This is a genomic window from Streptomyces katrae (assembly GCF_000717655.1).
In the GTDB taxonomy this organism is placed as follows: Bacteria; Actinomycetota; Actinomycetes; order Streptomycetales; family Streptomycetaceae; genus Streptomyces; species Streptomyces katrae_B.
The window spans coordinates 282,883-306,645 of sequence record NZ_JNZY01000005.1 but is presented as its reverse complement, the minus strand read 5'-3'; the positions used below and the strand labels follow the sequence as shown (position 1 = coordinate 306,645).

Sequence of the window (23,763 nt, the reverse complement as noted above, 5' to 3'; positions counted from 1 at the left end):
CACCGAACTCCACGACGCCTTCGTCTCCCTGGCCTGCAGCCTCATCTGCTGGAGACGCCTCAACAAGCCCGAATCATGATCGTGTTACGAGCTCTAAGCACATTATTGCGGGATCACGTCACTCATACGGGAGCGACCCTGTATCCTCCGCTGACGTCACGAGCGGCGTGACGTCAGCGGATCGGTGAACTCAGCGTGAAATGAACAGGATCGAGCGGTCCCCCGTCAATGGCGTGAAACAGGGATCATGGGGAGTTCGCTGGGCTGGGGTATTCCTGCTGGGAGTTCACGCACCGTCACGCCTGGGGCGGGGACCAGCTTCCACCGGGAGGCCACGGTCGCCACCGCGGTCAGGATCTCCGCCACGGCGAACGCATCGCCGATGCACTTGTGCTGGCCCGCCCCGAACGGGATGAACCGGTGGGGCCGCGGCTTTTCGTCCCCGTCTTCCTGCCAGCGGTCCGGATCGAAGGCCGTGGGATCGCGGAACAGCGCGGGGTCCCGGTGCAACGCGTACGGACTGTAGGCCAGTTCCGCCCCGGCCGGGATGGAGACACCGCCCAGGGTGAGGGGCTCCAGCGACCGCCGGGTGAAGAGCAGTGGCGAGTGCAGGCGCAGAGCCTCCTGGAACACGTTGTTCGTGTACGTCAGCCGGGGTAGGTCGTCGGGGCGGACGGGGCGCGGACCCACCACCGCGTCGACCTCGGCGTGGAGGCGCTTCTCCACCTCCGGGTGCCGGCCGAGTTCATGGAAGATCCAGGCCAGGGTGGTGGCCGGGGTCTCCGTCCCCGCGAACATGATCGCGATGACCTCGTCCCGCACCTGCTCGGTGCTCATCCTCGCGCCCGTCTCGGCGTCCACGCTCGACAGCAGCAGGGACAGGAGGTCGTGCCGGTCCTCCTGCTCGGCGCCGTACCGTGCGATCACCTGGTCGATGACGCGGCGCAGGCGGGCGGCCGCCGTGTCGAACCGCCGGTTGGGCGGGACGGGCAGCCGGTCCAGGGACTTGGGCATGACCACACGCAGCAGCATGCCCTCCAGGACGATGGGCAGCGAGCGGTGCACCTCTGCGATCGCGGCCCCGCTCAGGCCTCCCGAGAAGGTCATCTCGGCTACCGAGGACAGGGCGTACCGTCGCGTCTCCGTGAGCATCGAGACCTCGCGGCCCGCTGTCCACGAGGCGCACATCGCCTCCGCCGCCCGGCCCATCACCGCGGTGTAGTCGGCGATGTGGTCGCGGTGGAAGGCCGGTTGCACCATGCGGCGCTGTTTGCGGTGGAAGTCTCCATCGGTCGTCACGATGCCGTTGCCGAACATCGGACGGAGCCGCTCGAAGATCCTGCCGCGGCCGAACTGCTGGGCATGCTGGACCAGTACGGCGTGGACGTGGTCCGGGCTCGTGAGCACGTGGACGGGCCAGGTGCCGATGTCGAGGCGGACTATGTCGCCGTGCTCGCGCAGCGATTCGAGGAAGGCGATCGGCTGCCGCCACAGGGGGATCGCGTGGCCCAGGAGCGGTAACCGTCCCGGGGCCACGGGGGCGTGGACCACAGGGCCGGGATGTTCCGCGTGGGTCATGGACCGACTCCCTGTCATGCCACCGAGACCAGGTCCGGGCGGATGTACGCAGACTCCAGCCCGGCTGCGAACCGTTCGTCGCTGTACCGTGTGCACTCGTAACGCTGCCACAGATCCGTGCCGATCATCCAGTCCTCGTAACTCCGCACGCACCGGGTGACCGCAGCACGTACGGCCGGGTCCGTCTCCCCCTCGGCGTCCATGACTTGAAACAGACGCCGTTCCGCTGCCACGTAGTCCTCGATGCGGACCTGGATGCGGCCCCAGGCCGCCTGGACGGCGTCCGGGAGGGAGCGTCCCTCCCATGAGGAGATGAGCGAGACGAGGTTGTTGTTGTCCCCGCAGGCGTGCTCCTTCGGCAGGGAGAACACGTCGTTGCCCCACGAGATGATGTCGACGGCGCTCTCGACGACCGCCTGGAAAGCGGGGAGGTCGTGGATGCGCTGTGGCACCTCGATTCCCAGCCCGGCCTCGACCATGTCCATCATCGGCAGCAACTGGGAACTGTGCCGGCGCATGAGGACGTAGTCCTGGATCGAGGGACGACCGCCGGTGCCGCGATTGCCCGCCTCCTGGTCCAACGAGCGCAGCATCAGCGGGACATGGGCCCGGTACCGGGCCGCGGTTCCCGGGGTCATCCCGGCGAGGATCCGGTCGCACAGGTCGACGAATCCCTTCACCAACGGATTGCGACGCGATGACGCCCTGGTGGTCCTGCCCGTGTCCAGATACTCCGTGATGGCATCGGTGACGGGCCGCCAGGCCGCAAGTTCACCCGTCCTGATGAGATGGTCGTGCTGATCGTCGAGGACGAACGACCAGGCCATCCACTCGGCGAGCAGGACGATGGTGTCGTACGGCACCTCGCCGCTCACCCGGCCGGCAAGGTGCCCGCAGCCGATGGCGGCGAACTGCTCCGCGGCCTCGGTGACGAGCTCGTGGCGCAACGCCCATGACGTGGCCTCGGTGTTGGCCCGCGCGGCCAGTGGATGCTTGGAGTTCCCGAACGGGAGATGGAAATCGGGAACAGGGAATGGGTCGAGCCGGGCCATTGATCCCCCCACGGAAGAGTCGGATTCGCCAATACCCGCTCAATGTACGATCGTGATGGCACGTGCGATTTCAGAGCACCCTGCTGCTGCGGTGCCGCCACGGCTCCACAACCGCGACTGTTCGGAATGAACCGGTCGCCAAGTGGCCAGATCTCGCCCACGCACGACTACATCAGGCCACCCGTGAACTAATTAACTCGCAGGGCGCAGCGCACTGTCAATGTAGGAAGTGGGGAGATGCCGAATTCGCGGTGTAATTACCGAAGGAATATTCACGGCAGATATGCGGGGGGCATAGTCGCCCGAGCGCAGGTTCGCGCGAGGGGCGCGGGGGACTCCCCGGACGGGGACCCGGTCGACGCACGACCCGACCCGGAGCTGCTCATAGACCTCTTCAGGCCACTGATGCGAGCGCGGGCGCGCCGGCGCGGGGAGCGCAGGTGCGCAGCGTGGGGCGGCTGCTGCGCGCGGGGCGCGCGACCTCCTGTGTGACCGGGCCCTTGCCCCATCCGGCGGACGTGAACTCCACTGGGATCAACGGCTCTTGCACATGGCGGAAACGACCCGGCGGTGCCAAGTCGAGGGACCGTGCAGCGGGTTGGAGGATGGCCGAAGACCGCCGTGCACGTACTGGACGCTCCCTACACTGCGGAGGGACGCGGCCGTCCGGGAAAGGGCGGGGAACATGATCGAGCACCATGCGGCAGACCCGGGGGACGGTCAGGAGGACGATGTTCTGGGCCCTTACCTGGAGGTCCTGCGAGCACGTCTGAACGGGGAGCGGTTCGAGGTGCTCATCAGGGCCGTCCAGGCCACCTGTGCACTGCTGGCCGACGGACGGGAGGCCGTCCTCGAGGTGCCGGGCGAGACCGACCTCGCCCCCGATCTGCAGCGCGAATACCTGTCCCTCATGGCGGTCATGATCACGGGCCACCTCGACCACCGTCTCGTCGAACTGGCCGCCCCCGACGGTGGCAAGGGCTGGGCGGTCGTGGACAACACCCGCCCCGACCAGCAGCACACGCCGGCGGGGTCCTTGCCGCCCTGTGATGCGGCCGAGCAGGCCTGGATCGCCAGGGAACTCGACGGTATCGCCCGTGCCACCGACGACACGGGCAGCGCGCAGGGCAGCTGACCACGCCCCCACACCCGGGCCTGCACGGCGCCGGGAGCGCCCGCCCTGCCGTAGAGGTCCCAGGCGACGAAGTCGCCCTTGGAGTTCTTGAAGCCGAAGGCGATCGCCCGGCCCCGCCGTGCACTTGCCGGTTCTGCCCGGCACCCTTGCTGCCCTTGCCGGCGGGCGGGAAGTCGACGATCGTGCCGTCGCCGTCCCTTTCGGGTTCGGCGCGCCGAACGAACTGCCGGGCGAGTAGGGGAGTGCTCCGGAGGCTGGCCGAATCCGCTGCACGGCGCCCGCCGAAGGCCTACCGGGCCGAAGGGCAGGACCGCGTGGTCCACCTGCCCGGGCTCCACGCAGCCGACGGTCACCAGCAGGCCCCCGACCAAACCCGGGATCAGCAGGGCGGGTCGGCCCTCGAACGGGTTCGGCTGCCTCCGCCGGGCACGGGAGGCAACGGGCCGCCGAAGCCGGGTGGTTGCCCCGGATGCCGTGACCACCACCGGGCCACGGCGGTGACGGCGGCAGTGGCTGCGACTGCGGTTGCGCGTACGGGTTTCCGGGCGTCGGTCCGGAACCAGGCGACGGTGCCTGGTAGTTGGTGCCATAGCTGGGCTGAACGGCGGGCGGCCGACCAGCTTCCTGCAGTTCACCGAAGTCGCGACCGGCCATGGGCCAAGTGCGCGGCAGCCGCGGTTCGCGCCATGGGGTCAGCCGCCCAGCCGTTCGTGCAGGAAGGCGGTGACGTCCGTCCGGGCCTTCAAGGCGGGGTGGCCCGCCGGGGTTTCGCGGACCTCCAGGGTCAGCACGGCATGGGCCAGGCGGCCGAAGCCGTCGTCGTTGCCCGGGTCGGAGCTGAGCCGGATGACCTTGAAGGCGTCCCCGAGCCGGGAGCGCAGGGTGTCGAAGCGCTCCTCAGGGGCCATCCAGTCCCCACTGAAGCGAAGCCCCATGACGCAGAGGCCGTTGTTGCGGGTGCGCCCGACGACGCGCTGGAGCTCGTCCTCGGAGACTCCGGCGTCCGCGCGCCGTGCGGCGGTCAGGGCGATCGGGGCCGAGGGCTGGCTCATGACGGGGGCCAGAACGGAGTCGTCCACGGCGGCGGCCAGGGCGAAACCGCCCGTGAAGCAGAGGCCGATGACTCCGACCCCGGCGGCAGGGGTACGGGCCGCGAGGTCGCGGGCGAGGGCACGGAGGTAGTCGGCGACGGGCCGGTGGGCGTTCGTGGCGAAAGCCCGGAACTCCGCGGAGACGCAGATGCGGGCGAAGACGGCCGCGGTCCGGGCGACGGAGACGGGCTTGCCCGGCGTACCGAACAACGACGGCATCACGACGGTGAACCCCTCTCCCACCAGGTGCTCGGCGAGGCCGAGCACCTCGGGCGTGATGCCGGGCAGCTCCGGCAGGAGCACCACGCCGGGGCCCTCGCCCTTCTCGAAGCAGTCGTACGTGAGCCCCTCGGCGGAGAAGGGGGCCCGGCGCCATCCGGCGAGGGTGGCGGTCGGTGCGGTGCCTGTCATCGCTCCTGCTTTCGGTCGGCGTCGAGGGTGGTCGGGTCCTGGCGTCGGCAGCCGACTGTACGCCGCGTCCATGCCAAGCATTGCGCCGGGCGACTTCTGCGGGATCCCGTTGAGTCCCACCGTGCAGGCCGGCACGCACGTGTCATCGAGCACGTCGCGCCGCCCCTCGCCGTCGTGCGACGGAGGGCGCGGGCGGGGTGCGTCAACCGGGAGGAGGCGGAGTCATCCTCCCGGGCGCGGCCAACCCCGTCGGGTGAACCGGGCGCCTGCCGGATCCGCCGACGGCCGCGTGGGCAGGGCCCGCGAAGGGGCCCGGGCCGGGGTCCGCACGCGGGCTGACACGCGGAAACGAGCGTCCGGCCGCGCGGAAAGGATCACATTCGGTGCCACCATTCCCCCGCACACAGCGGGCAAGGCTGCGAAGCCGCTGCACACGGATGAGAGGTAGGAAAGTGGCGCCTCAGGTGGTCGACGAAACGGCTCAGCGTCTCCCCACGCGGAAGGGCCCGGATCCCGCCGCCCAGAGCGCGGCCCCGGTCGTACCCGCTCAGGCCGCCCCCGGACCGGCCCCGGTCCCGGCTCCGGAGCGGATCGACCCCGAGCTCCTCATCGCCGCGTCGGTCCTGCTCGCGGACGCGGCCCTGACGGCCAAGCAGTCCGGCGCGGAGCTCACCGGAGCCCTGTTCAGCTGGCGGTTCGGGCTGGAGGCGCTGCAGCGCCCCGGCTGGGCGCTCGGTACGGCCGCCTCGTGCGCCCGGGCGCTGACCGCCTCCAACGGACTCGGGTTCGGGGCCAACGGCGGCCTGATCGGCGAACTCGCCCGGATGGCCGGGAGCATGACGTACCGCCGTCCCGCCAAGGTCGCCATGGCCGTGGACGCCTTCGCCCTGCGGATCAAGGCTGCCGCGGCCGATCACCCGGGCCTCGCCTCCCCGGCCGCACGCCGCCTCACCGACGCCATGGTGGCCGGGAACCGGCTCGAGGCACTGCGGGCGATGTACGCGCTGATCGAGCTGCTGGGCGTGACCCGCGCCCTGACCACGGTGAGCCCCGTGATCATGGAGCTGATGGCCCTGCTCGGCCTGCTCGACGAGAACCCGGTCAACGACGACTTCTCCTGGGTGACGCTCGCCGGCGGCGTGCCGACCACCGATCCCTTCCTCGGGCTGCCGAGTTCGGTCCTCAAGTTCCTCAACCCCGGGCCCGGCCGCGCCGAACGCACCGAGCCGGACCCGATCCTCGCGAAGGTGCTCGCCACCTCCCGCAACGACATCGTCAGCTACGTGGGCGACATCGGAGCCCTCGGCAACCACGGCCTGGTGCTGCTGCGCCGCGTCGCGTGCGCCGATGGCGCCGTACGGTACGTGCTCCTGCTGCCCGGCACGAGCTTCGGGCTGCTGAGCAACAGCACCCCACAGGACCTCGTCGGCGCGTTCGACGGACTGCTGCGCACCGACACGACGTACACCCGTGCCGCGAAGAAGCTGCTCCGGCGGGCCGGGTTGCCCACCGGCGCGGAGCTCATGATCGTCGGGCACAGTCTGGGCGGTATGACCGCCATGAACCTCGCGAGCGACGTGGAGGTCTCCTCCACCTACCGGGTCACGCACGTGGTCGCGATCGGCTCCCCGATCGACGGCAAGCGGCCCGCCGACCACACCACCCAGGTGATCAGCCTCGTCAACAAGCACGACGTGATCCCGGGGCTGGACGGGCGCGGACCGGCCTCACCCAACGACATCCCCGAGAGCTGGGTCGAACTGGCCTGGCTGGACGAGTCGTACGACTACCCGCTGTCGCACGCGCCGCAGGCGTACTCCGACGCGCTGCGCGGGGAGTTCACGCACCACCGGGACCAGGTCAACAAGCTGATCAGCGCGTACGACGGCGAAGTCGTCGGCAACCAGCCCTACATGCTGCGCGACAAGTGACCCACGAGGGAGACCGACCGATGACCACTGCCGACAGCCCGGCCACCACGGCGCGACGTCCCGCGACGGCCTGGCCCCTGGAGAACGCCGTGTTCAGCGCGGCGATGGCCGCCCAGCGCCTGCCGTGGGCGGACGCCCCCGCCCGCGCCCTCGGGCTGGACATGCTGACCCGGGACGGCGTGACGCGCGCGCTGCTGGCGTTCCTGCGGCGCACCCGCTCCGGCCGCCCGGTACAACTGCGCACCCCCTTCGGGCCGTTCCTCCTGCCGCTGGCCGCAGCCGACGCCGCGGGCCTGCTCGCGGCGGCGGACGAGGCGGGGGCCCTCGCACCCGCGGTCGGCCTCACGGCCGGCGGCCGGCGGTACGGGCTTTCGCCGCACGTGCCGCTGCCCCGGGACGCGGCGGTTCCGGCCGGCGAGCTGGGCGCCCTGCTGGCCGAGTACGTGGACCGGGCGGTCCCGGCCCGGCGCGGGGACGGCACGCTGGAGTGGCACCACTGGCAGCGCGGCATGCAGCGGCTGGCCCGGCGCGTGGTCGCGGGCGCCGCAGCCGTCGAGGACACGCTGCTCAGCGAGGTGCTCGCGGCGGCCACGGCGGCTGCGGACAGCAGGTCGTACGAGGGCCGGGCCGAGGCGCTGCGGCGCCGCCTGGCACCGTACCTCGCCGACCCGGACCCCGCCTCGCTGGCGGGCCGGATGACGGCGCAGGGCGCGGGCCGCGAGGGCACCGAGCCGGAGGCCGCCGGCCCGGCCGTCGCGCACGCGCTCGCGCTGGTGTCCGAGGCCGCCGCCGGGACCGTGCTCCAGGCGCTGGCCCTGCTCGCGGTGGGCGCCGCCGCGTCCCCGGAGGCGGCCGTGGGCGAGGCGCTCCGCCGCTGGCCGCCCGTCGCCTCGGCGGTGTACCCCGTACGGGCCGACTTCGTGTGGCAGGACCTGGCGGTCGAGGCCGGGACCGAGATCCTGCGGGTGCCCGGCTGGCTGCGCCGCCTGGACGGCGAGGGCAGCCCGGAGCCGGGGCCGTCGGGGCCGTCCGCGAGGGCGCAGACTTCGGGGATGCCGCCGCTGTGCGGGGCACCGACCGGATGCGCGGCGACGCGGTTCGCCGCGCTCGTCGCCGAGCAGATCGTACGGACCGTCACGGAGGCGGCCCGCCCGGTGGTGATCACCCCGCAGATCACCGCGGACCGGCTGCCGGACACGCTCGATCCGCGGACGCTCGTCGTGGCGCTCGAGGACCTCGCCGCCCGGCCGGGCGGCGGGAGCGTGACGGCCGGAATGCCGACGGCGGTGCCGGTCGCGGCGTTCGGATACGCCCCGGCGGCGTACGGCGCCCTGGCGCACGCCAGCGCCGACCGGCTGGAGCGGCACGCGGAGAGCCTCGCGGCCTGTGCCGGGAACAGCGGCTGGAGCACCGACGAGGAGGGGGAGCGGTTCCGCATGGTCCTGCTGGGCCACGCCGAGCGGTGCGCGACGGCGGCCGACGGGGTACGACGGGCAGCCAAGCGGCTGACGGACTGAGGCGACCGGACTCCGTGCACACTTCGGCAGACGCCCCCGCGGCCGGGCCCCTGCCCGCGTCCGCACCCGCACGCGGCCGCGGCGCCGTCCTCGCCGCGCCCGGCGCGTACGTCCGCCGCGCGTCCTCACCAACGCCGAGCCCCGCGGGCAGCGACCCGTCGGCGACGAGTGGATCCGCACCCGCATCGGTGTGACGAGCCGGCGCACCGCCGACGGGGAGGCCACCGCAGACCCTGGCCGTACGGGCGGGCCGGCACGCGCTGACGGCGGCCGGGGCGTCCGCCGTCGACGCGGTCATCCCGGTCACCGTCTCCCCGGACCGCCCCCTGCCGTCCGGAGTGCCGGAGGCCGTGGCGCGGCTGGCCCAGGTGGCCGCCGGAACACTGGTGCCGGGGCAGCGGGTGGCGCTCACCGCATACGGCGCGGGGCTGGCCTGGGGGTCCACCACCCTGGTCTGGCCCGAGGTGCGGGCGGTGGCGAAGGGCTGATCCGGCCCCCGGCGCCTGGGGCTACCAGAACGGCGTGTCCCGCCTGCGGCGCTCCCGGTCCACCAAGGCCTGCACGGCAGCCTGCGACGCGGCGCACGGCAGGCGGGCCGCAGCCGAGCGGGCGGCGTAGGACTCGGGCCGCCGGGGTGCGGGGATCGGCTCGCCGAGGGTCACGAGCCACTTCGAGGGCAGCGGGAAGGCCGGGGTGATCGGGAAGTAGAAGTACCGGGGTGATCGGGAAGCAGGGGAGGCCGAAGAGGCATGTCAGGGCCGGGATCTCGCCGAGCCGGGGGCACGCCTGCTCGGCGCCGATGACGGACACCGGCACGACGGGGGCGCCGGCCCGGACGGAGGCCACCGCGAACCCGGGGCTGAAAGGGGGGAGCCGGTAGCGCTTGCGAAAGGGCTTTTCCAGAGGGGAATTCGCCGCATTCGTCGACGCACGGCGCACGGACGGCTGAACCGGCGTCGCGCGGCTGCTGCCGGGGTGGGCGGCTCCGCGGCCGGGCCCGCATGCCCCTGACCGCGCCGGGAAGCGGTCCCGGGCCCCCGGAGCGACCATGGGGGTGTGGAGGCCGGATGAACGAGCAGACGCCGATCGAGGATCTGATCAGCGGCGCCGCCCAGGATGCCGGCGGGTGGCTCGGTTCGCTGACCGTCGCGCAGCTGGCCACCAGCGCGGACGGCACCATCGTCCGCTGGAACCGCGCGGCGCAGGAACTGCTCGGCTACACCCCGCCACAGATCGTCGGCCGGCACATCGCCGACCTGCTCCACCCCGGAGCCGACCGCAGCCTCGGCCGCGCCCTATGGGAGACCGCCGTGACCGGGCGCGGGGTGATGGGCACCGTGACCGCCTGGCACCGGGACGGGCACCCGCTGGAGGTGGAGATCTGGGCCGGCCCGGTTCCCGGACGGCGCCACGGCGCCTCCGCGGTCCTCGTCTTCGCCGCCGATGCCCACGCGGCCCGCCGGATCCGGGGATCGTCGGCGGTCTGGGACGGGCTGTTCGCCCGCTCGCCCGTCGGCATCGCCATCCTCGACACGCAACTGCGATTCCTCCAGGTCAACCCGGCCCTGGAGGCGATGAACGGCCTCTCGGAGTCCTCCCACGTGGGACGCCGCCTCGCCCAGGTCCTGCCCGAGGTGAACGCCGAGGACATGGAGGACGAGATGCGGCTGGTCCTGGCCACCGGGGAGCCGGTGCTGGACCGCCGCCGCACGGGCCGTACCCCGGCCGACCCGGCCCACGACCGGGTGTGGTCGTGCTCGTACGTCCGGGTGGAGGACCCGGGCGGCCGCCCGATCGGCGTGATCGCCTCCCTGCTCGACATCACCGAGCAGCAGCACGACCACATCGAGGCCGAGGCCGGCCGCCGCAGGCTGGCCCTGCTCAGCGAGGCCAGCGTCCGCATCGGCGCCAGCCTCGAGCTGGAGCGCACCGCGCAGGAGCTGGCCGACCTCGCCGTACCGCAGCTCGCCGACGCCGCCACCGTGGACGTACTGGACACCCTCGCCCGCGGCGACGAGCCCGGCCCGGGACTGGCCGGGGGCGTGGCCCTGCGGCGCCTGGGCAAGGCCCCGCTGACCGGCTCCGCCGTGATCGGCATCCTCGCCCCCCTGGGCAGGACCCTGGTCTTCCCGGCGGCCGCCCCCTACACCCAGGCCCTCGCCGCCCGCCGGCCCTTCCTGATCGCCCACCTCGACGAGCAGGTCGTCGCCCCCGCCGCCCGCCACACGAATCGGCCCGCACAGCTCCTGCCCGTCGGAGTGCACTCGTTCCTGATGGCGCCGCTGATCGCCCGGGACCTCGTGCTCGGCGTCGCCACCTTCTACCGGACCAGTCCCGTCGGCCCCTTCGGGCCCGACGACGTCACCCTCGCGGGCGAGCTCGCCGGCCGCGCCGCCATCAGCATCGACAACGCGCGCCTGTACCACCGCGAACACGAGACCGCCGTCATCCTGCAGCGCAGCATGCTGCCCCAGCACATCACCCCGCCGCCCGGCATCGAGGTCGCCCACCGCTACCTGCCGGCCAGCGACGTCAACGAGATCGGCGGCGACTGGTACGACGTCCTGCACCTCCCCGGGGGCAAGGCAGCCCTCCTCATCGGGGACGTCATGGGCCACGGCATCTCGGCCGCGGCGGTCATGGGACGGCTCTCCGCGAGTGTGCGCGCCCTCGCCCGGCTCGACCTCGCCCCCGAGGACCTGATGCACCAGCTGGAAGCCACCCTGGACGATCTCGCCGAGCCGATGATCGCCACCTTCCTGTACGTCGTGGCCGATCCGGAGACCGGCCGCTGCCGGATCACCCGCGCCGGGCATCCGCCGCCCGTGGCCGTGGAGCCCGACGGCACGGTCCACCTCCTCGACCTGCCGCCCGGCACCCCGCTGGGGGTCGGCGGTACCACCTTCACCACCACCGACCTCACCCTCGCGCCGGGCAGCCTCCTCGTCCTGTACACCGACGGCCTCGTCGAAGCCCGCGGCAGCGACATCGACGAGCGCCTGACCGAACTCACCCGCCTGCTCGCCGAACCGCACGGCTCGCTGGACCACCTGTGCGACTCGCTGATCACCCACCTGGTCCCGGCCTCCGCGGACGACGACATCGCCCTGCTCGTCGCCCGCGTCGGCACCGACCCCCACACGCTCCCGCCGCCGGCCGGGGCCTGAGCTGCACCCGGCACCCGCCCGGCACCCGCCCGGTCCGGGCAGGATGGGCGGATGGATTTCACCGAACTGGAGCGGCGCGCCCGCGCGCTCGCGGCGTCGGGCACCCGCCGGATCCTCGGCATCGCCGGGCCGCCCGGAGCCGGCAAGTCGACCCTGGCGGCCCGCCTCGCGCAGGTGCTCGGCCCCGAACTGGCCGTGGTCGTACCGATGGACGGGTTCCACCTCGCCCAGACCGAACTGGAACGGCTGGGCCGGGCCGACCGCAAGGGAGCGCCGGACACCTTCGACGCCGCCGGGTACGCGGCGCTGCTGAGGCGGCTGCGCACACCGGCGCCCGCAGCCGTCTACGCTCCGGCTTTCGACCGCTCGCTGGAGGAGCCGGTCGCGGGCAGCATCCCGGTGGACCCGGCGGTGCACCTGGTGATCACCGAGGGCAACTACCTGCTGTACGAGGCGGGGGAGTGGGCGGCGGTACGGGCGCTCCTCGACGAGGTCTGGTTCCTCGCCCCCGACGACACCGTGCGGGTCCGGCGGCTGGTCGACCGTCACGTCCGCCACGGGAGGGCTCCGGCCCACGCCGAGGAGTGGGTGACGCGCTTGGACGAGGCGAACGCCCGGCTGATCGCCGCGGGCCGGACGCGGGCCGACCTGGTGGTGGAGTAGGGGCGTACGCGGCGGCAAGGGGGCGCGCAGCGGAGCAGATGCGCCATTTCCCGAAAGATTTCCGTCGACAGCCGTGCACATTCGGGCGGCTTTTCCGATGGGGTGGTGTTGGGGGAGCAGCCGGTCCGGCCGGCTGCTGGATGTGGGGGGCAGGCATGCCCGTTCCGTTCATTTCACCGGAAGGCTTCCCGCCGACATGAATCCTGTCCAGACCGTGACTCCCGTGCTGATACTCGTCGCTTTCGATGCCGTCAGGAGACACCCACGCCACCCGGGTTCCAGGGCCCGGGCCGCGACCGCTCATACCGGCGACGACCGGCATCCCTGGAGGAGCGTATGAGTGAGGGCGAGCTCGACCCGTCCGGGGACCGGGCGGTCTCCAGCGAGCTGGCCGGCGTCCTGCCGGTGGAGTTCAGTGCGTTCCACTCCCAGCACCACCGCGCCTACCTGCGCTACGCACACCTGCAACTGGGCTCCCGCGAGGACGCCGAGGACGTCGTCGACGACGTGTTCACGTTCCTGCTGAAGGTGTGGCGCCAGGCGCTCAAGGAGGCGAGCCTGCACGGCTTCGCCTGGGCGGTGCTGCGGGAACACGTCGCGCGCAGGCTGGCGGTCCTGGGCCGGCCCGCGGCGATGGTGGAAACGGCCTGGTTCGCCGCCCTGCGCCGCGCCTCCCGGCACCGCATGGAACTGCTGGAGTCCAAGCTCGGCCTGTACGCGGCGATCGCGTGCCTGCCCGAGCGGCACTACGACGTGGTACTGCTGGCCTTCCTGCTGGGGTACGACAGCGGAACCGTCGGCCGGATGATGGGGATCTCCCCCGCGACGGTCCGGTCCCACATTCGAGGCGCAAGCCGAATCCTGAACCAGAAACTCGGGGCGGACTGGGCTCCTGGAGAGGAGAAGGGCCAGTGAGCGACACGACGGCCGACCGCGACGCCGTGCAGGGGGAGGAGCTGGCGGCGGCACTGGGGCGGGCCCAGGTGCTGGTGGAGGAGTACGCCGGCTACGACGAGGATGCCGCCCGGCGGCGCATCGCCCGCCGTATCGCGGCGGACCGGGCCCGCTCGGCGACCGGCGCCACCGGCCGGGGCGCCTTTCCGGCACCGGCCTCCCTCACCGGACCGGCGCCCCTGCCCGCGCTGGTGCCCACCCCGGCCGACGACCTCGTACTGGACGCCGCCTGCCACGTACGGGCCGCAAGACTCCTGGACGACCTGGCCTGGTTCCTGGCGGAGAGCCGCCCCTTCGCCGAACTCGCCCTGGCCGCCGGAACCTGGCCCCACGGTGCGGAACCGGCGCTCCTGTTCGGCTGCCTCCTGCACCTGGCCGACCGGATGGAGGGCGCACAGTTCTGGCTCCAGTACGCGGCAGGAGCCGGCTCGCAGACCGCGGCCCGCCTGCTCCACCTCCACCACCTCGCACGCGCCGAGGTGGCCACCGCCCGGCACTGGAAGGCGCTGGCCGAGGTGCTGCCGCCGGACGAGGGTCTGCCGCACCTGCCGGAGGTCCCGGAAAACCTGGAGGAGGCCCTCGGCGCCTCGGTCATCTGGACCTCGCCGCCGATCACCACCCAGGACCTCACCGCCCTGACGGCGGTACAGGGCCACGGCGGGCGGCCCCCCTACCGGATCCCCGCCCGGCTGCGCCGGGCCGTGACCGCCTGCAGCTGGACCGACGACCACGATCTGGGCGAGGTGTTCCTCCTCGGCCCGCAGGTGGCCGTGGCGGTGGCCCAGCACGCCCGGCTGAACCTCCTGCACCTGACGGACGAGGCGAACGCCTGGGCGCTCGAGGCCCTCGGGCAGCCGCAGCCGGCCCCGGCCGGCCGCAGCGGATCCGAAGCGCGGCCGGCTCCCGTCGCGATGGAGACCGTCCACCGGGCGCTGCGCGTCCTGGAGGTCGTCAACCGCTACTCGGGGGGCGTGAGCCTCGCGCAGATCGCCCGCGAGACGCGGTTGCCGCAGCTGGTGCTGGCCCGGGTGATGGAGCAGCTGGTCCGGGTGAACCTGGCCGACCCGGCCGGCCCCGGCGCGTACATCGCCGGCCGGGCGCTCTTACTGACCGAGACGGCGTCCGGCGACGGGCGCGGACATCTGCAGGAGGCCCTCGCCTGGGTACGGGACGCGGTCGGCGCCGCCGTCTACGTGGCCCGCTACACCGACGGTGAGGTGTGCATCACCCAGTACGCCGACGGTCCGGCGACACCGCTCGTGGAGGAGTGGGTCGACTTCCGGGCCGCCGCCCACGCCTCGGCCGTCGGCAAGGCCCTGCTGGCGCAGCTCCCTCCCGACGGCCGCAAGGACCACCTGTCGCGGCACCGGGCGGAGCGGTTCACCGCCCACACCCTCACCCGTCAGGAGGACCTCTTCCGGCAGCTCGACGGCCGCCGGCCGGGCACCCCCCTGCTGGACCTGCAGGAGTACGCCCTGGGCACGGTCTGCGCGGCCGTCCCGATCACCTCGGGCCCCAACGCCGAATGCCTGGCCCTGTCCCTCCCGGCTCCGGACCCGCACCGCCTGGTGCAGGCCGCCCGGATCCTGCAGAGCGAGGCCGCGGCCGTCCTGCTCGCGCTCATCGTGGCGGGCACCGGCCCGGGCGCACCCCGGACGGCGCCGCAGCAGGAGGAAGGAGCGGGCGAGCCGGGCGGCCTCCTCATCACGGCCACGTAGCCGGCCGTCCGGGATCCCGGACGGGAACGGTCGGGGGGACCGCCGCGGGATCCGCGGTGGCCCCCCCGACCCGTACGCCGCAGGCCCCGTACCGCTGCGTCACCCGACCGCGCCGCCCCGCTGGCACGCGGGCCCGGCGGGCGGCTTGCTGGAGCCATGACACAGGGAGCAGCGGGGACGACCCGGGAACAGAACCTGAGCACCCCCAAGGCCGCAGGCCTGGCCGGGGTCGTCTTCGCCGTCCTGCTCGCCGCGGCGATGGTGCTCGCGCGGCTCGCGCTGCCCGAAGGGGGCGGCGGCGACCAGGTGGAGATCGCCCCCGGCAGGCGGGGGGAGCTGCAATGGGCGATGGAGCTCGTCCCGTTCGCCGGGATCGCCTTCCTGTGGTTCATGGGCGCGCTGCGCCAGCACACGGGGGACGCCGAGGACCGGTTCATCGCCACCGTCTTCCTGGGCAGCGGACTGGTCTTCGTCGCCTGCCTCTTCGGCGCCGTCGCGGCTGCCGGGACCGTGCTCGAAGCCGAGGATCCCACGGGCTTCGGCCGGCATTTCGCGTACACGCTGCTCACGACGTACGGGATGCGGATGGCCGCCGTCTTCGTCCTCGCGACCTCGACCATCGGACGCAAGCTCAGGGTCTTCCCCAGGCCGCTGGTCATGGTCGGGACCGTGGCGGGGCTGCTCCTGCTGGTGGTCGGCTCCAACCTGCCCTGGTGCGAGCTCGTCTTCCCGGCCTGGGCCCTGCTCCTGAGCCTGTACATCCTGCGTGCCGCCCGCCGCACCCCGTGACACCTGCCCGGCCGTCACCCCAATGGCCTTGCCGGACGGGCCCTCCCGGTCCGCGCGCCGCACGCTGGCCGGGAGTCGGAGGGGCCAACGAAAGGACTGGACCTTGCTGAGGCTTGTCGTCGATCTCAACCGGTGCCAGGGATACGCGCAGTGCGCCTTCCTCGCACCCGACGTCTTCGCGATGCACGGAGACGAGGGCCTGCTCTACGACCCGCAGGCGGAGGACGCCCACCGCGAGCGGCTGGCCCAGGCGGTCGCCGCCTGTCCCGTCCAGGCCATCCTCGTCGACGAACTCGACATGGCCGCGGCCGCTGCCGGCGCCGGCGGCGGGGAGACGTCCGATGGCTGACGCAGCTCTGGAACGCCTCAAGGCGGACGGCCGGATCGTCGTCGTCGGAGCCTCGCTCGCCGGTCTGCGCGGCGCCGAGACCCTGCGCGACAAGGGCTTCAAGGGCTCGCTGACCATGATCGGCGACGAGCCGTACGAACCGTACGACCGCCCGCCCCTGTCGAAGCAGGCCCTCCTCGGCAAGGGCACGGCCGAGCGCACCGCGCTGCCCCGCCGTCGAGAGATCGACGCGGAGTGGCGCCTCGGCGTACCGGCCAGCGGCCTGGACATGGCGGCCAGGCGGGTCAAGCTGGCCGACGGCGACGAGGTGCCCTACGACCGGCTGCTGATCGCCACCGGCGTCCGGGCCCGGCCCTGGCCCAACCCGGCCGAGGCGGAGCTCGACGGCGTGTTCGTCCTGCGGACCCGCGACGACGGCGCGGCCCTGGCCCGGCGGCTCGACGCCGGCCCCCGCCGGGTCCTCGTCATCGGCGCCGGGTTCACCGGCTCCGAGATCGCCTCCGCCTGCCGCGAGCGCGGACTCGAGGTCACCGTCGCCGAACGCGGCGACGCGCCCCTCGTCGGCGCTCTGGGCGGGGTCGTCGGCGCGGTCGCCGCCGAGATGCAGCGGGAGAACGGCGTCGACCTGCGCACCGGTGTGATGGTCACCGGCCTCGAGGGCGACACCAACGGACGGGTCCGCGCCGCGCACTTCTCCGACGGCACGTCCCTGGAGTGCGACGTCGTGGTCGTCTCGCTCGGCGCCCAGCGCAACACCGAGTGGCTGACCGGCTCCGGGCTCGGCGCCGGCCCGCGCGGCATCGCCTGCGACGCGGGCTGCCGGGCCTTCGACATCCGTGGCATCGTCACCGACGACATCTTCGTGGCGGGCGACGTCGCCCGCTCCCCGCACCCGCTGTTCGGCTACCAGTTCCTGTCCCTGGAGCACTGGGGCAACGCCGTCTCCCAGGCCGAGACCGCGGCCCACAACATGCTCAGCGAGAGCACCGAGCGCCGCCCCCACATCTGGGTGCCTGCCTTCTGGTCCACCCAGTTCGGGGTGAACATCAAGTCGGTCGGCGTGCCCTCGATGGGCACGGAGATCATGATCACCCAGGGCTCGCGCGCCGAGCGCCGTTTCACCGGCGTCTACGGATACCAGGGCCGCGTCATCGGGGCGGTCACCTTCGACAACTCGCGCTGGCTGCAGTTCTACGAGCAGCAGATCGAGGCCACGGCCCCGTTCCCGCCGCCGTTCCCCACGGTCGACCGGCGCCCCGAAGGGCAAAAGCCCCTCCCCGCGGACTTCCCCGACCCGTCCGTGCCCACGCACGGGCCGACCATCACCCTCAGCGGATATTCGCCGGCCGACCGGCGGATGACGTTCACCCCCGCCGGGCACTGACCCGCCCGCCCTCCGGAGGACCCGGCATGAAGCAAGGCATCCTGAGCGACATCCTCGACTACTCCAACCGCGCGAACCCGTACCCGCTGTACGAGGAGCTGCGCAAGACCCCGGTGTTCCACGACGGGGGCGGCCCGTACGTCATCAGCAAGTACCACGACATCCAGAGCCTGCTGCACGACCCGCGGCTCAGCTCCGAGGCCCGCAACCTGGCCGCGACGGCGGGGGATCCGCTGGCCGGGAGCGAGGACGAAGGGGCCGCGGCCCTGCCGCCGAGCTTCCTGAAGCTGGACCCCCCGGAGCACGACCGGTTGCGCCGGATGACCAACCGGCCCTTCGGGCCGCCGCATTCCCCGCACCGCATCGACGGGATGCGCGACGACCTGAAGGGCATCGTCACCGGTCTCATCGACAGCCTCGGCGACCCGGCCCGGATCGACCTGGTCGACCAGTTCGCCTACCCGTTCCCCGTCACCATGATCTGTCGGCTGCTCGGTGTGCCGCGCGAGGACGAGCCGCGCTTCCACGTCTGGGCCGACACCCTGGCCGCGAGCCTGGACCCCGATCCGGACGCCGACCCGAAGGAGCGCGACAAGATCACCCACGACGCCCGGATGGAACTCGGCATGTACCTGGCCGGGCTGATCGAGGGGCGCCGCAAGAACCCGGGCGACGACATGCTCTCCCAACTGGCCGTCGGGCACGGCCAGGACGAGTCGATGAGCACGATGGAACTGCTCAGCACGGCAGCGCTGCTGCTGATCGCGGGCCACGAGACCACCGTCAACCTGATCACCAACGGGATGCTCACGCTGCTGCGCAACCCGGACGCCCTGAAGCAGCTGCGCGAGACGCCGGAGCTGGCGGTGCCGATGGTGGAGGAACTGCTGCGGTTCGAACCGCCGGTGCAGCTGCTGCCGCAGCGCACCCCGCTCGTCGACATCGAGGTCCGCGGGGTCACCATCCCCAAGGGATCCTCGATGTGGCTGATCCTCGCCTCCGGCAACCGGGACCCGGACCGCTTCGAGAACCCCGACCGCTTCGACCCGTACCGCAAGGACATCCAGCACCTGGGCCTCGGCAGCGGCATCCACAGCTGCTTCGGCGCCCCGCTGGCCCGGCTGGAGGCGCAGCTCGCGCTGAGCGAGCTGGCCCGCCGCCTGGAGAACCCGCGCCTGGTGGAGGACCCGCCGCCCTACCGGCAGAACGCGGTCCTGCGCGGCCCGCGTCACCTCCAGGTCACCTGCGACGGGATCCGCCCCTGACACGGGCCGCAGTCGGGAGCCGGCCGCCTGCGCGGAGGCGGCCGGCCGCGTTGATCCGGACTAGGAGAGCTTGCCGTCGTAGTCCGGCAGCTTGAAGGTGCGCTCCGCGTGCCCGCCGACCAGGTCGCTGTTGTTGTTGCCGATGTTCGCGATGATCGTGTAGCCGCGGGCCTCGATCTCGGCGCGCTTGGCCGTCTTGTAGGTGCTGACCTCGCTGAAGAGGTCGGGCAGGTCCCGGACGTACAGGTCCGAGACGGGGTAGCCGACCGCCTTGAGGTTGTGCTCGGTGAGGGAGTGGATGATCCCCGGGCGGGCGGTGACGAAGATGATGGCGACACCGTGCTCGTCGGCGTACCGGGTCAGGTCGCGGACCTCGGCGATCGCCGGGGTCGGAAAGGTCCAGAACCAGTGGAAGTCCGTCTCCAGCGAGGAGTTGTCGATGTCGAGGACGATCGCGGGCTTCTCGCCGGCGGGCGACCGGGCGATGCGCTGCTCGACGTACGGGCGGGCCGTGGCCATGACGGCGGCGATGTCGCGCTTCCACGTGCCGTAGTCGATACCGCGGATGAGCGCGTTGCCACCGGGAGCGGAGGCCGTTGCCGCGGCCGGGGTGGGGGCCGGGGCGGCCTGGGCGGAGGCGGCGGGGGCCAGCATCAGGACGACGGTGGCCGTTGCCGTGCCGGTGGCGGTTGCGAGCGTGCGGATGCGGGCGCGGGTGCTGCGCATGTGGGGGCGCTCCTCAGGGGCTTCGTTGGCTGGAATGACATGTACGGGGCCAGAATCCGCATGCTCGACCTCCCTGTCTACTGACCGGTAGTTAATTTTTGGTGGCCGGGCCGTTCACGTGGCGGTCCATCCCCCGTCGAGGGGGAGCGAGGTCCCGGTGAGGTAGCCGGCGTGCGGCCCGCACAGCCACACGGCGGCCGCCGCGACCTCCTCGGGCTCGATCAGGCGCTTGAGCGCGGACCGGGTGAGCAGCACCTCTGACAGCACGTCGCCGGGCCCGATGCCGTGCGCGGCGGCCTGCTGCTCGATCTGGGCCTCCACCAGGGGCGTGCGCACGTAGCCGGGGCTGATGCAGTTGCTGGTCACGCCGTACGGGGCGCTCTCGAGCGCGGTGACCTTGCTGAGCCCCTCCAGGCCGTGCTTGGCGGCGACGTAGGCGGACTTGTAGGCGCTGGCGCGCAGCCCGTGCACGCTGGAGATGTTGACCACCCGGCCCCAGCCGGCCGCGTACATGTGCGGCAGCACGTGGCGCAGCAGCAGGAACGGCGCGGTGACCATCACCTGCTGGATCCGGGCGAACCGCTCGGCCGGGAAGTCCGTGATGGGGGCGACGTGTTGCAGGCCCGCGCTGTTGACCAGGATGTCCACCGCTGCGGGCAGCCCCTCGATCGCGCCCGGGTCGGCGAGGTCGACGACGTGCGCCTGCCCGCCGACCAGTGCGGCGACGCTCCGGGCCGACTCCTCGCCCATGTCGACCACGTGGACGGTGGCGCCCGCCTCGGCCAGGGCGATCGCGCAGGCCCGTCCGATGCCGCTGCCGCCGCCGGTCACCAGTGCGACGCGCTCCCGCAGGAAAGGAAGTTGGCTCGTCATGGCTGAACAGTAGGGAGGGCGGGCAGCCGCGCCCATGGCGGCGCGCACCACACTCGGTGACCCAGGTGTGGTGCGCGCCGCCATGCGCATCGTGCCGAGGCGACGGCTGCCGTCAACGCCGCCCGGCGGAAAGGAAGTCGAGCACGGTGCCGCTCGCATCCAGTGCGGTGCTGACGGGGCCGAAGCCCGCGGGCGGCGGAACGGCCGAGCCGGGCCAGGTGTGGCCCGCGCCGTGCATGACGAGCAGCCGTACGGTCGCCCCCGCGGGGCCGGGCCGCCAGGTGACCGAGTCGTAGCCGGGCTTCCCCTCCTCGGCGGGATCGCCGGCCCCGCCTGCGGCGGCGAACGCCTCCGCGCTCGCCCGGGCGGACATGGTCGCGGTGATGGGTTCCTCCCCGGGACCGGCCGGCCCGGGACTGGGCAGGCCGGCCAGCGGCCGTACGGGATCCTCGGCCCCGTAGACGATCAGCACGGGGACCGGACCGGTGGGCTTCACGGCGGCGGCCCCGGTGGGGAGTTCACCGGAGACCGAGGCCGCGCCCGCGACCAGGTCCGGACGCTGCGCGGCCACCCGCAGGGCCATGGAGCCGCCGTTGGAGAACCCGGCGACGTAGACCCGGTGCGGGTCGGCCCGGCCGGTGCGCACGAGCTCGGTGACCAGGGCCTCGGTGAACCGGACATCGGCGTCCGGATCCGGCCGCTGCGCGGAGGGAGCGGTGCCGGCGCCCCAGGCCTTGCCCAGGGCCTCGGGGTACACGACGAGCATGCCGCGGGCCTCGGCGGCGCGGTCCAGGCCGCTCTGCTTCCGCAGGTTCTCGGCGTCGGCGCCGCGCCCGTGGAAGGCGATCAGGAGCGGCCGGGGTCCCGCGCCTTCGGCGGCGGAGCGGTGCATCAGGTACTCCCGGGTGCCGCCGTCGACGGTCAGCCGCTCCCGGCTGTCGGCGGCGGCGTGGGCGGACGCGGATGCGGACGCGCTCGCGCTCACGGTCGGCCCGGCCGCCGCGGGTGGCCGCGGGCCCGCCGTGCAGCCGGTGAGCGTGGCGGTCAGCGCGAGGCCGAGGGCCAGGGCGGCGGTGCACGCGGCGCGCCGGGTGCACCCGGAGCGGTGGGGGGACGGCAACGAGGCCGAGGGGTTCGTGAAGTTCGAGGACATGCCGTGAGCACAACACCGACGCCCGGCCGCCGTCCAAGATCCCTATCGGTCCAGGATCCATCAATCTCCGATATCGTTGCTGGCCGTGGACCTGATCCGGCATCTGCAGTGCTTCGTGGCTGTTGCAGAAGAAAGACATTTCGGCCGTGCCGCCGAGCTGCTCGGCATGGCCCAGCCGCCCCTGTCCCAGCGCGTCCAGCGCCTGGAGCGCGAGCTCGGCGTCCGGCTCTTCGAACGCACCAGCCGCCAGGTGACCATCACCGCGGCCGGCACGATGCTCCTGGAGGACGCCCGCCTGCTGCTGGCCCGGGCCGACGCCCTCGCAGCCACGGCCCGCCGCATCCGCGACGGCGAGAGCGGACTCCTGCGCGCCGCGCTACCGCCCGACCTCGCCGGCGAGGCGATCGCCGCGATCCTGGCCGCCTTCCGGCAGCACCACCCCGGCGTGGAGCTGGAGCTCCACGAGCTGTCCACCGCCGAGCAGCTGGCCCGCTTCGCCTCACGGGAGCTGGACGTCGGGCTCGTCCGGCACCCCTGCGACCTCGCCGGGCTGGAGCTCGGGCCGGTCCTGCGGCGCGAACTCGGCGTGCTGCTGCCCCGCGAGGCCCCGGCCGCCGCGCTGGAAGAGGTGCCCCTCGCCGCCCTCACCGGACACGGCCTGGTCCTCTTCCCGCGCGCCGAGGCCCCCGCCCTGCACGACGACGTGCTCAACACCTGCGCCCGGGGCGGCTACACCCCCGCCACCGTGCGGCAGGGCCGCGGCGCCGGCTTCGTCCGCGGTCTCGTCCTCTCCACGAACGCCGTGGCCTTCGCCCCGCGCGACACCGGGTCGGCCGATGCCGCGGGGCCGTGTGCGGACATCGTCTGGCGGCCCCTCGCCGGCTCCCCGCTCGCCTGGCGCCACAGCGTCGCATGGCCGCAGGGCCGCGGCGACGCCGCCGTCGGCTCCTTCACCGAAGCGACCTCGCGCGCCCTGTGGAACACTGCGGCGGTGACCGCCGACGTACCCGCACGGCCGCTCCACCTGCGCCCGGCAGCGGAGTACTGGCTGTGAACCACACCCTCCACCGCATTCGCGCAGCCTTCGCCGAAGCCGGCGTCACCGGCCGCCTGCACGCAGTCGACATCGATTCCGGTACGGAGATCGACGCCGGAGCGGACCAGCCGGTCGTCACCGCCAGCGTGCACAAGCTCTGCCTGCTCGTCGCCCTCCACGAGCACGCCGCGGCCGGCCGGGTCGACCTCGGCGAACAGGTCGAGTGCCCGCCGGGCGACCGCACCGCCGGCCCCACCGGACTGGCCGCCATGCTGGATCCCGTGCGCATGTCCCTGCGCGACGCCGCGTACCTGATGACGGCCGTCAGCGACAACGCCGCCGCCGACCTGCTTCTCGCCCGCATAGGCCTCGACGGCGTCAACGAGGCCACGGCCCGGCTCGGCCTCACCCGTACCCTCGCCGTCCACACCTTCCGCTCGCTCTTCGCCACCGTCCGGGAGGACGCGGGGCCCGCCGGCGCCCAGGCCCTCACCGATCCGCACGTCATCGCCCGGCTCCGCGCCCTCGACCCGGCCCACAGCAACCGCAGCACGCCCCGCGACATGACACGGCTGCTCGCCGCCGTCTGGCGCGACGAGGCCTGCATCCCCGAACACGGCGCAGCGATCCGCCGACTGCTCGGACTCCAGGTGTGGCCCCACCGGATGGCCGCCGGGTTCCCCTTCGACGACGTCCACGTCGCCGGGAAGACCGGCAGCCTGCCGACCCTGCGCAACGAGGTCGGCGTCATCGAATACCCCGACGGCGGCCGCTACGCCGTCGCCGTCTTCACCCGGGCCGCCAACCCCGCAGCCACCCTCCCCGCGGCCGACGCCGTGATCGGCACCACCGCCCGCATGGCCGTCGACGCCCTGCGCGCGACGTAGCCGGTTCAAGACCGCAGGCCCGCCCCACGCGGTGGACGTACTCCACCGGGAGTACGCCCGATCGGCCCGCCCGGCGGACGACGA

General features: G+C 73.2%; 21 protein-coding genes. 14 read left to right on the top strand and 7 right to left on the bottom strand.

Annotation, left to right across the window (positions count from 1 at the left end; genetic code table 11):
* Positions 1 to 225: 225 nt before the first annotated feature.
* Both IF09_RS0109130 and IF09_RS0109125 read right to left on the bottom strand, forming a co-directional pair.
* Complete coding sequence (locus tag IF09_RS0109130; RefSeq protein ID WP_030293794.1) at positions 226 to 1,578, bottom strand: cytochrome P450; 1,353 nt, start codon at positions 1,576 to 1,578, stop codon at positions 226 to 228.
* 14 nt (positions 1,579 to 1,592) lie between these two features.
* Complete coding sequence (locus IF09_RS0109125) at positions 1,593 to 2,630, bottom strand: terpene synthase family protein (protein WP_030293792.1); 1,038 nt, start codon at positions 2,628 to 2,630, stop codon at positions 1,593 to 1,595.
* 685 nt (positions 2,631 to 3,315) lie between these two features.
* Between IF09_RS0109125 and IF09_RS45520 the strand changes: the two genes are divergently transcribed.
* Entirely contained in the window at positions 3,316 to 3,765 is a 450-nt protein-coding gene (locus tag IF09_RS45520) for a hypothetical protein (protein WP_030293790.1), read from the top strand.
* A gap of 692 nt (positions 3,766 to 4,457) precedes the next feature.
* Here IF09_RS45520 and IF09_RS0109115 read toward each other — a convergent pair.
* Positions 4,458 to 5,267 carry a dienelactone hydrolase family protein gene (locus IF09_RS0109115; protein ID WP_030293788.1) on the bottom strand — a complete coding sequence of 270 codons (810 nt, stop codon included), beginning with the start codon at positions 5,265 to 5,267 and terminating at the stop codon, positions 4,458 to 4,460.
* Between the two features lie 452 nt (positions 5,268 to 5,719).
* Here IF09_RS0109115 and IF09_RS0109110 point away from each other — a divergent pair, with 452 nt between their 5' ends.
* From IF09_RS0109110 to IF09_RS45515, 3 genes are all read left to right on the top strand, one after another.
* Positions 5,720 to 7,198 carry a lipase family protein gene (locus IF09_RS0109110; RefSeq protein WP_158709937.1) on the top strand — a complete coding sequence of 493 codons (1,479 nt, stop codon included), beginning with the start codon at positions 5,720 to 5,722 and terminating at the stop codon, positions 7,196 to 7,198.
* 20 nt (positions 7,199 to 7,218) lie between these two features.
* A complete protein-coding gene (locus IF09_RS0109105) occupies positions 7,219 to 8,715 on the top strand; it encodes a hypothetical protein (protein WP_030293784.1) in 1,497 nt (498 codons plus the stop codon).
* Between the two features lie 350 nt (positions 8,716 to 9,065).
* Positions 9,066 to 9,203 (top strand): hypothetical protein, encoded by a 138-nt coding sequence (locus tag IF09_RS45515; RefSeq protein WP_158709936.1) that lies wholly within the window; start codon positions 9,066 to 9,068, stop codon positions 9,201 to 9,203.
* Between the two features lie 21 nt (positions 9,204 to 9,224).
* Here the strand turns inward: IF09_RS45515 and IF09_RS45510 are convergent, their stop codons facing one another.
* Positions 9,225 to 9,377 (bottom strand): hypothetical protein, encoded by a 153-nt coding sequence (locus IF09_RS45510; protein ID WP_158709935.1) that lies wholly within the window; start codon positions 9,375 to 9,377, stop codon positions 9,225 to 9,227.
* Between the two features lie 405 nt (positions 9,378 to 9,782).
* Between IF09_RS45510 and IF09_RS0109090 the strand changes: the two genes are divergently transcribed.
* The 8 genes from IF09_RS0109090 (at position 9,783) to IF09_RS0109050 (ending at position 19,004) form a co-directional block, all read left to right on the top strand.
* Positions 9,783 to 11,882, top strand: coding sequence for a SpoIIE family protein phosphatase (locus tag IF09_RS0109090; protein ID WP_051832254.1), 2,100 nt, complete (start codon positions 9,783 to 9,785; stop codon positions 11,880 to 11,882).
* A 51-nt stretch (positions 11,883 to 11,933) separates the two neighbouring features.
* The gene (locus IF09_RS0109085) at positions 11,934 to 12,545 is read left to right on the top strand and encodes a nucleoside/nucleotide kinase family protein (RefSeq protein WP_030293780.1); all 612 of its coding nucleotides are present in this window, start codon (positions 11,934 to 11,936) and stop codon (positions 12,543 to 12,545) included.
* 336 nt (positions 12,546 to 12,881) lie between these two features.
* Positions 12,882 to 13,460: an RNA polymerase sigma factor gene (locus IF09_RS0109080; protein WP_234320927.1), complete on the top strand. Its 579-nt coding sequence runs from the start codon at positions 12,882 to 12,884 to the stop codon at positions 13,458 to 13,460.
* A 950-nt stretch (positions 13,461 to 14,410) separates the two neighbouring features.
* Entirely contained in the window at positions 14,411 to 15,217 is an 807-nt protein-coding gene (locus IF09_RS0109070) for an IclR family transcriptional regulator (protein WP_078613150.1), read from the top strand.
* Between the two features lie 156 nt (positions 15,218 to 15,373).
* On the top strand, positions 15,374 to 16,006 hold the full coding sequence (locus IF09_RS0109065; RefSeq protein ID WP_030293775.1) for a hypothetical protein: 633 nt from the start codon (positions 15,374 to 15,376) through the stop codon (positions 16,004 to 16,006).
* A 106-nt stretch (positions 16,007 to 16,112) separates the two neighbouring features.
* Positions 16,113 to 16,355 carry a ferredoxin gene (locus tag IF09_RS0109060; protein WP_030293773.1) on the top strand — a complete coding sequence of 81 codons (243 nt, stop codon included), beginning with the start codon at positions 16,113 to 16,115 and terminating at the stop codon, positions 16,353 to 16,355.
* Complete coding sequence (locus IF09_RS0109055) at positions 16,348 to 17,739, top strand: NAD(P)/FAD-dependent oxidoreductase (protein WP_030293772.1); 1,392 nt, start codon at positions 16,348 to 16,350, stop codon at positions 17,737 to 17,739. The genes IF09_RS0109060 and IF09_RS0109055 overlap by 8 nt, the downstream gene beginning before the upstream one ends.
* A gap of 26 nt (positions 17,740 to 17,765) precedes the next feature.
* A complete protein-coding gene (locus IF09_RS0109050; protein WP_030293770.1) occupies positions 17,766 to 19,004 on the top strand; it encodes a cytochrome P450 in 1,239 nt (412 codons plus the stop codon).
* A gap of 60 nt (positions 19,005 to 19,064) precedes the next feature.
* Here IF09_RS0109050 and IF09_RS0109045 read toward each other — a convergent pair whose 3' ends face one another.
* From IF09_RS0109045 to IF09_RS41665, 3 genes are all read right to left on the bottom strand, one after another.
* Positions 19,065 to 19,730, bottom strand: coding sequence for an HAD family acid phosphatase (locus IF09_RS0109045; RefSeq protein WP_030293766.1), 666 nt, complete (start codon positions 19,728 to 19,730; stop codon positions 19,065 to 19,067).
* 114 nt (positions 19,731 to 19,844) lie between these two features.
* Positions 19,845 to 20,603 carry a 3-hydroxybutyrate dehydrogenase gene (locus IF09_RS0109035; protein ID WP_234320926.1) on the bottom strand — a complete coding sequence of 253 codons (759 nt, stop codon included), beginning with the start codon at positions 20,601 to 20,603 and terminating at the stop codon, positions 19,845 to 19,847.
* A 112-nt stretch (positions 20,604 to 20,715) separates the two neighbouring features.
* The gene (locus IF09_RS41665; protein ID WP_078613142.1) at positions 20,716 to 21,756 is read right to left on the bottom strand and encodes an alpha/beta hydrolase family esterase; all 1,041 of its coding nucleotides are present in this window, start codon (positions 21,754 to 21,756) and stop codon (positions 20,716 to 20,718) included.
* Positions 21,757 to 21,841: 85 nt separating this feature from the next.
* Between IF09_RS41665 and IF09_RS0109025 the strand changes: the two genes are divergently transcribed.
* Both IF09_RS0109025 and IF09_RS0109020 read left to right on the top strand, forming a co-directional pair.
* On the top strand, positions 21,842 to 22,810 hold the full coding sequence (locus IF09_RS0109025; RefSeq protein ID WP_234320925.1) for a LysR family transcriptional regulator: 969 nt from the start codon (positions 21,842 to 21,844) through the stop codon (positions 22,808 to 22,810).
* Positions 22,807 to 23,679: a serine hydrolase gene (locus IF09_RS0109020; RefSeq protein WP_234320924.1), complete on the top strand. Its 873-nt coding sequence runs from the start codon at positions 22,807 to 22,809 to the stop codon at positions 23,677 to 23,679. The genes IF09_RS0109025 and IF09_RS0109020 overlap by 4 nt, the downstream gene beginning before the upstream one ends.
* Positions 23,680 to 23,763: the final 84 nt, after the last annotated feature.

Excerpts from the sequence above, each read along its gene's own strand:
- IF09_RS0109130 (WP_030293794.1), bottom strand. The coding sequence starts at position 1,578 with ATGACCCACGCGGAACATCCCGGCCCTGTGGTCCACGCCCCCGTGGCC.
- IF09_RS0109125 (WP_030293792.1), bottom strand. The coding sequence starts at position 2,630 with ATGGCCCGGCTCGACCCATTCCCTGTTCCCGATTTCCATCTCCCGTTC.
- IF09_RS45520 (WP_030293790.1), top strand. The coding sequence starts at position 3,316 with ATGATCGAGCACCATGCGGCAGACCCGGGGGACGGTCAGGAGGACGAT.
- IF09_RS0109115 (WP_030293788.1), bottom strand. The coding sequence starts at position 5,267 with ATGACAGGCACCGCACCGACCGCCACCCTCGCCGGATGGCGCCGGGCC.
- IF09_RS0109105 (WP_030293784.1), top strand. The coding sequence starts at position 7,219 with ATGACCACTGCCGACAGCCCGGCCACCACGGCGCGACGTCCCGCGACG.
- IF09_RS0109090 (WP_051832254.1), top strand. The coding sequence starts at position 9,783 with ATGAACGAGCAGACGCCGATCGAGGATCTGATCAGCGGCGCCGCCCAG.
- IF09_RS0109085 (WP_030293780.1), top strand. The coding sequence starts at position 11,934 with ATGGATTTCACCGAACTGGAGCGGCGCGCCCGCGCGCTCGCGGCGTCG.
- IF09_RS0109080 (WP_234320927.1), top strand. The coding sequence starts at position 12,882 with ATGAGTGAGGGCGAGCTCGACCCGTCCGGGGACCGGGCGGTCTCCAGC.
- IF09_RS0109070 (WP_078613150.1), top strand. The coding sequence starts at position 14,411 with ATGGAGACCGTCCACCGGGCGCTGCGCGTCCTGGAGGTCGTCAACCGC.
- IF09_RS0109065 (WP_030293775.1), top strand. The coding sequence starts at position 15,374 with ATGACACAGGGAGCAGCGGGGACGACCCGGGAACAGAACCTGAGCACC.
- IF09_RS0109055 (WP_030293772.1), top strand. The coding sequence starts at position 16,348 with ATGGCTGACGCAGCTCTGGAACGCCTCAAGGCGGACGGCCGGATCGTC.
- IF09_RS0109050 (WP_030293770.1), top strand. The coding sequence starts at position 17,766 with ATGAAGCAAGGCATCCTGAGCGACATCCTCGACTACTCCAACCGCGCG.
- IF09_RS0109045 (WP_030293766.1), bottom strand. The coding sequence starts at position 19,730 with ATGCGCAGCACCCGCGCCCGCATCCGCACGCTCGCAACCGCCACCGGC.
- IF09_RS0109035 (WP_234320926.1), bottom strand. The coding sequence starts at position 20,603 with ATGACGAGCCAACTTCCTTTCCTGCGGGAGCGCGTCGCACTGGTGACC.
- IF09_RS41665 (WP_078613142.1), bottom strand. The coding sequence starts at position 21,756 with ATGTCCTCGAACTTCACGAACCCCTCGGCCTCGTTGCCGTCCCCCCAC.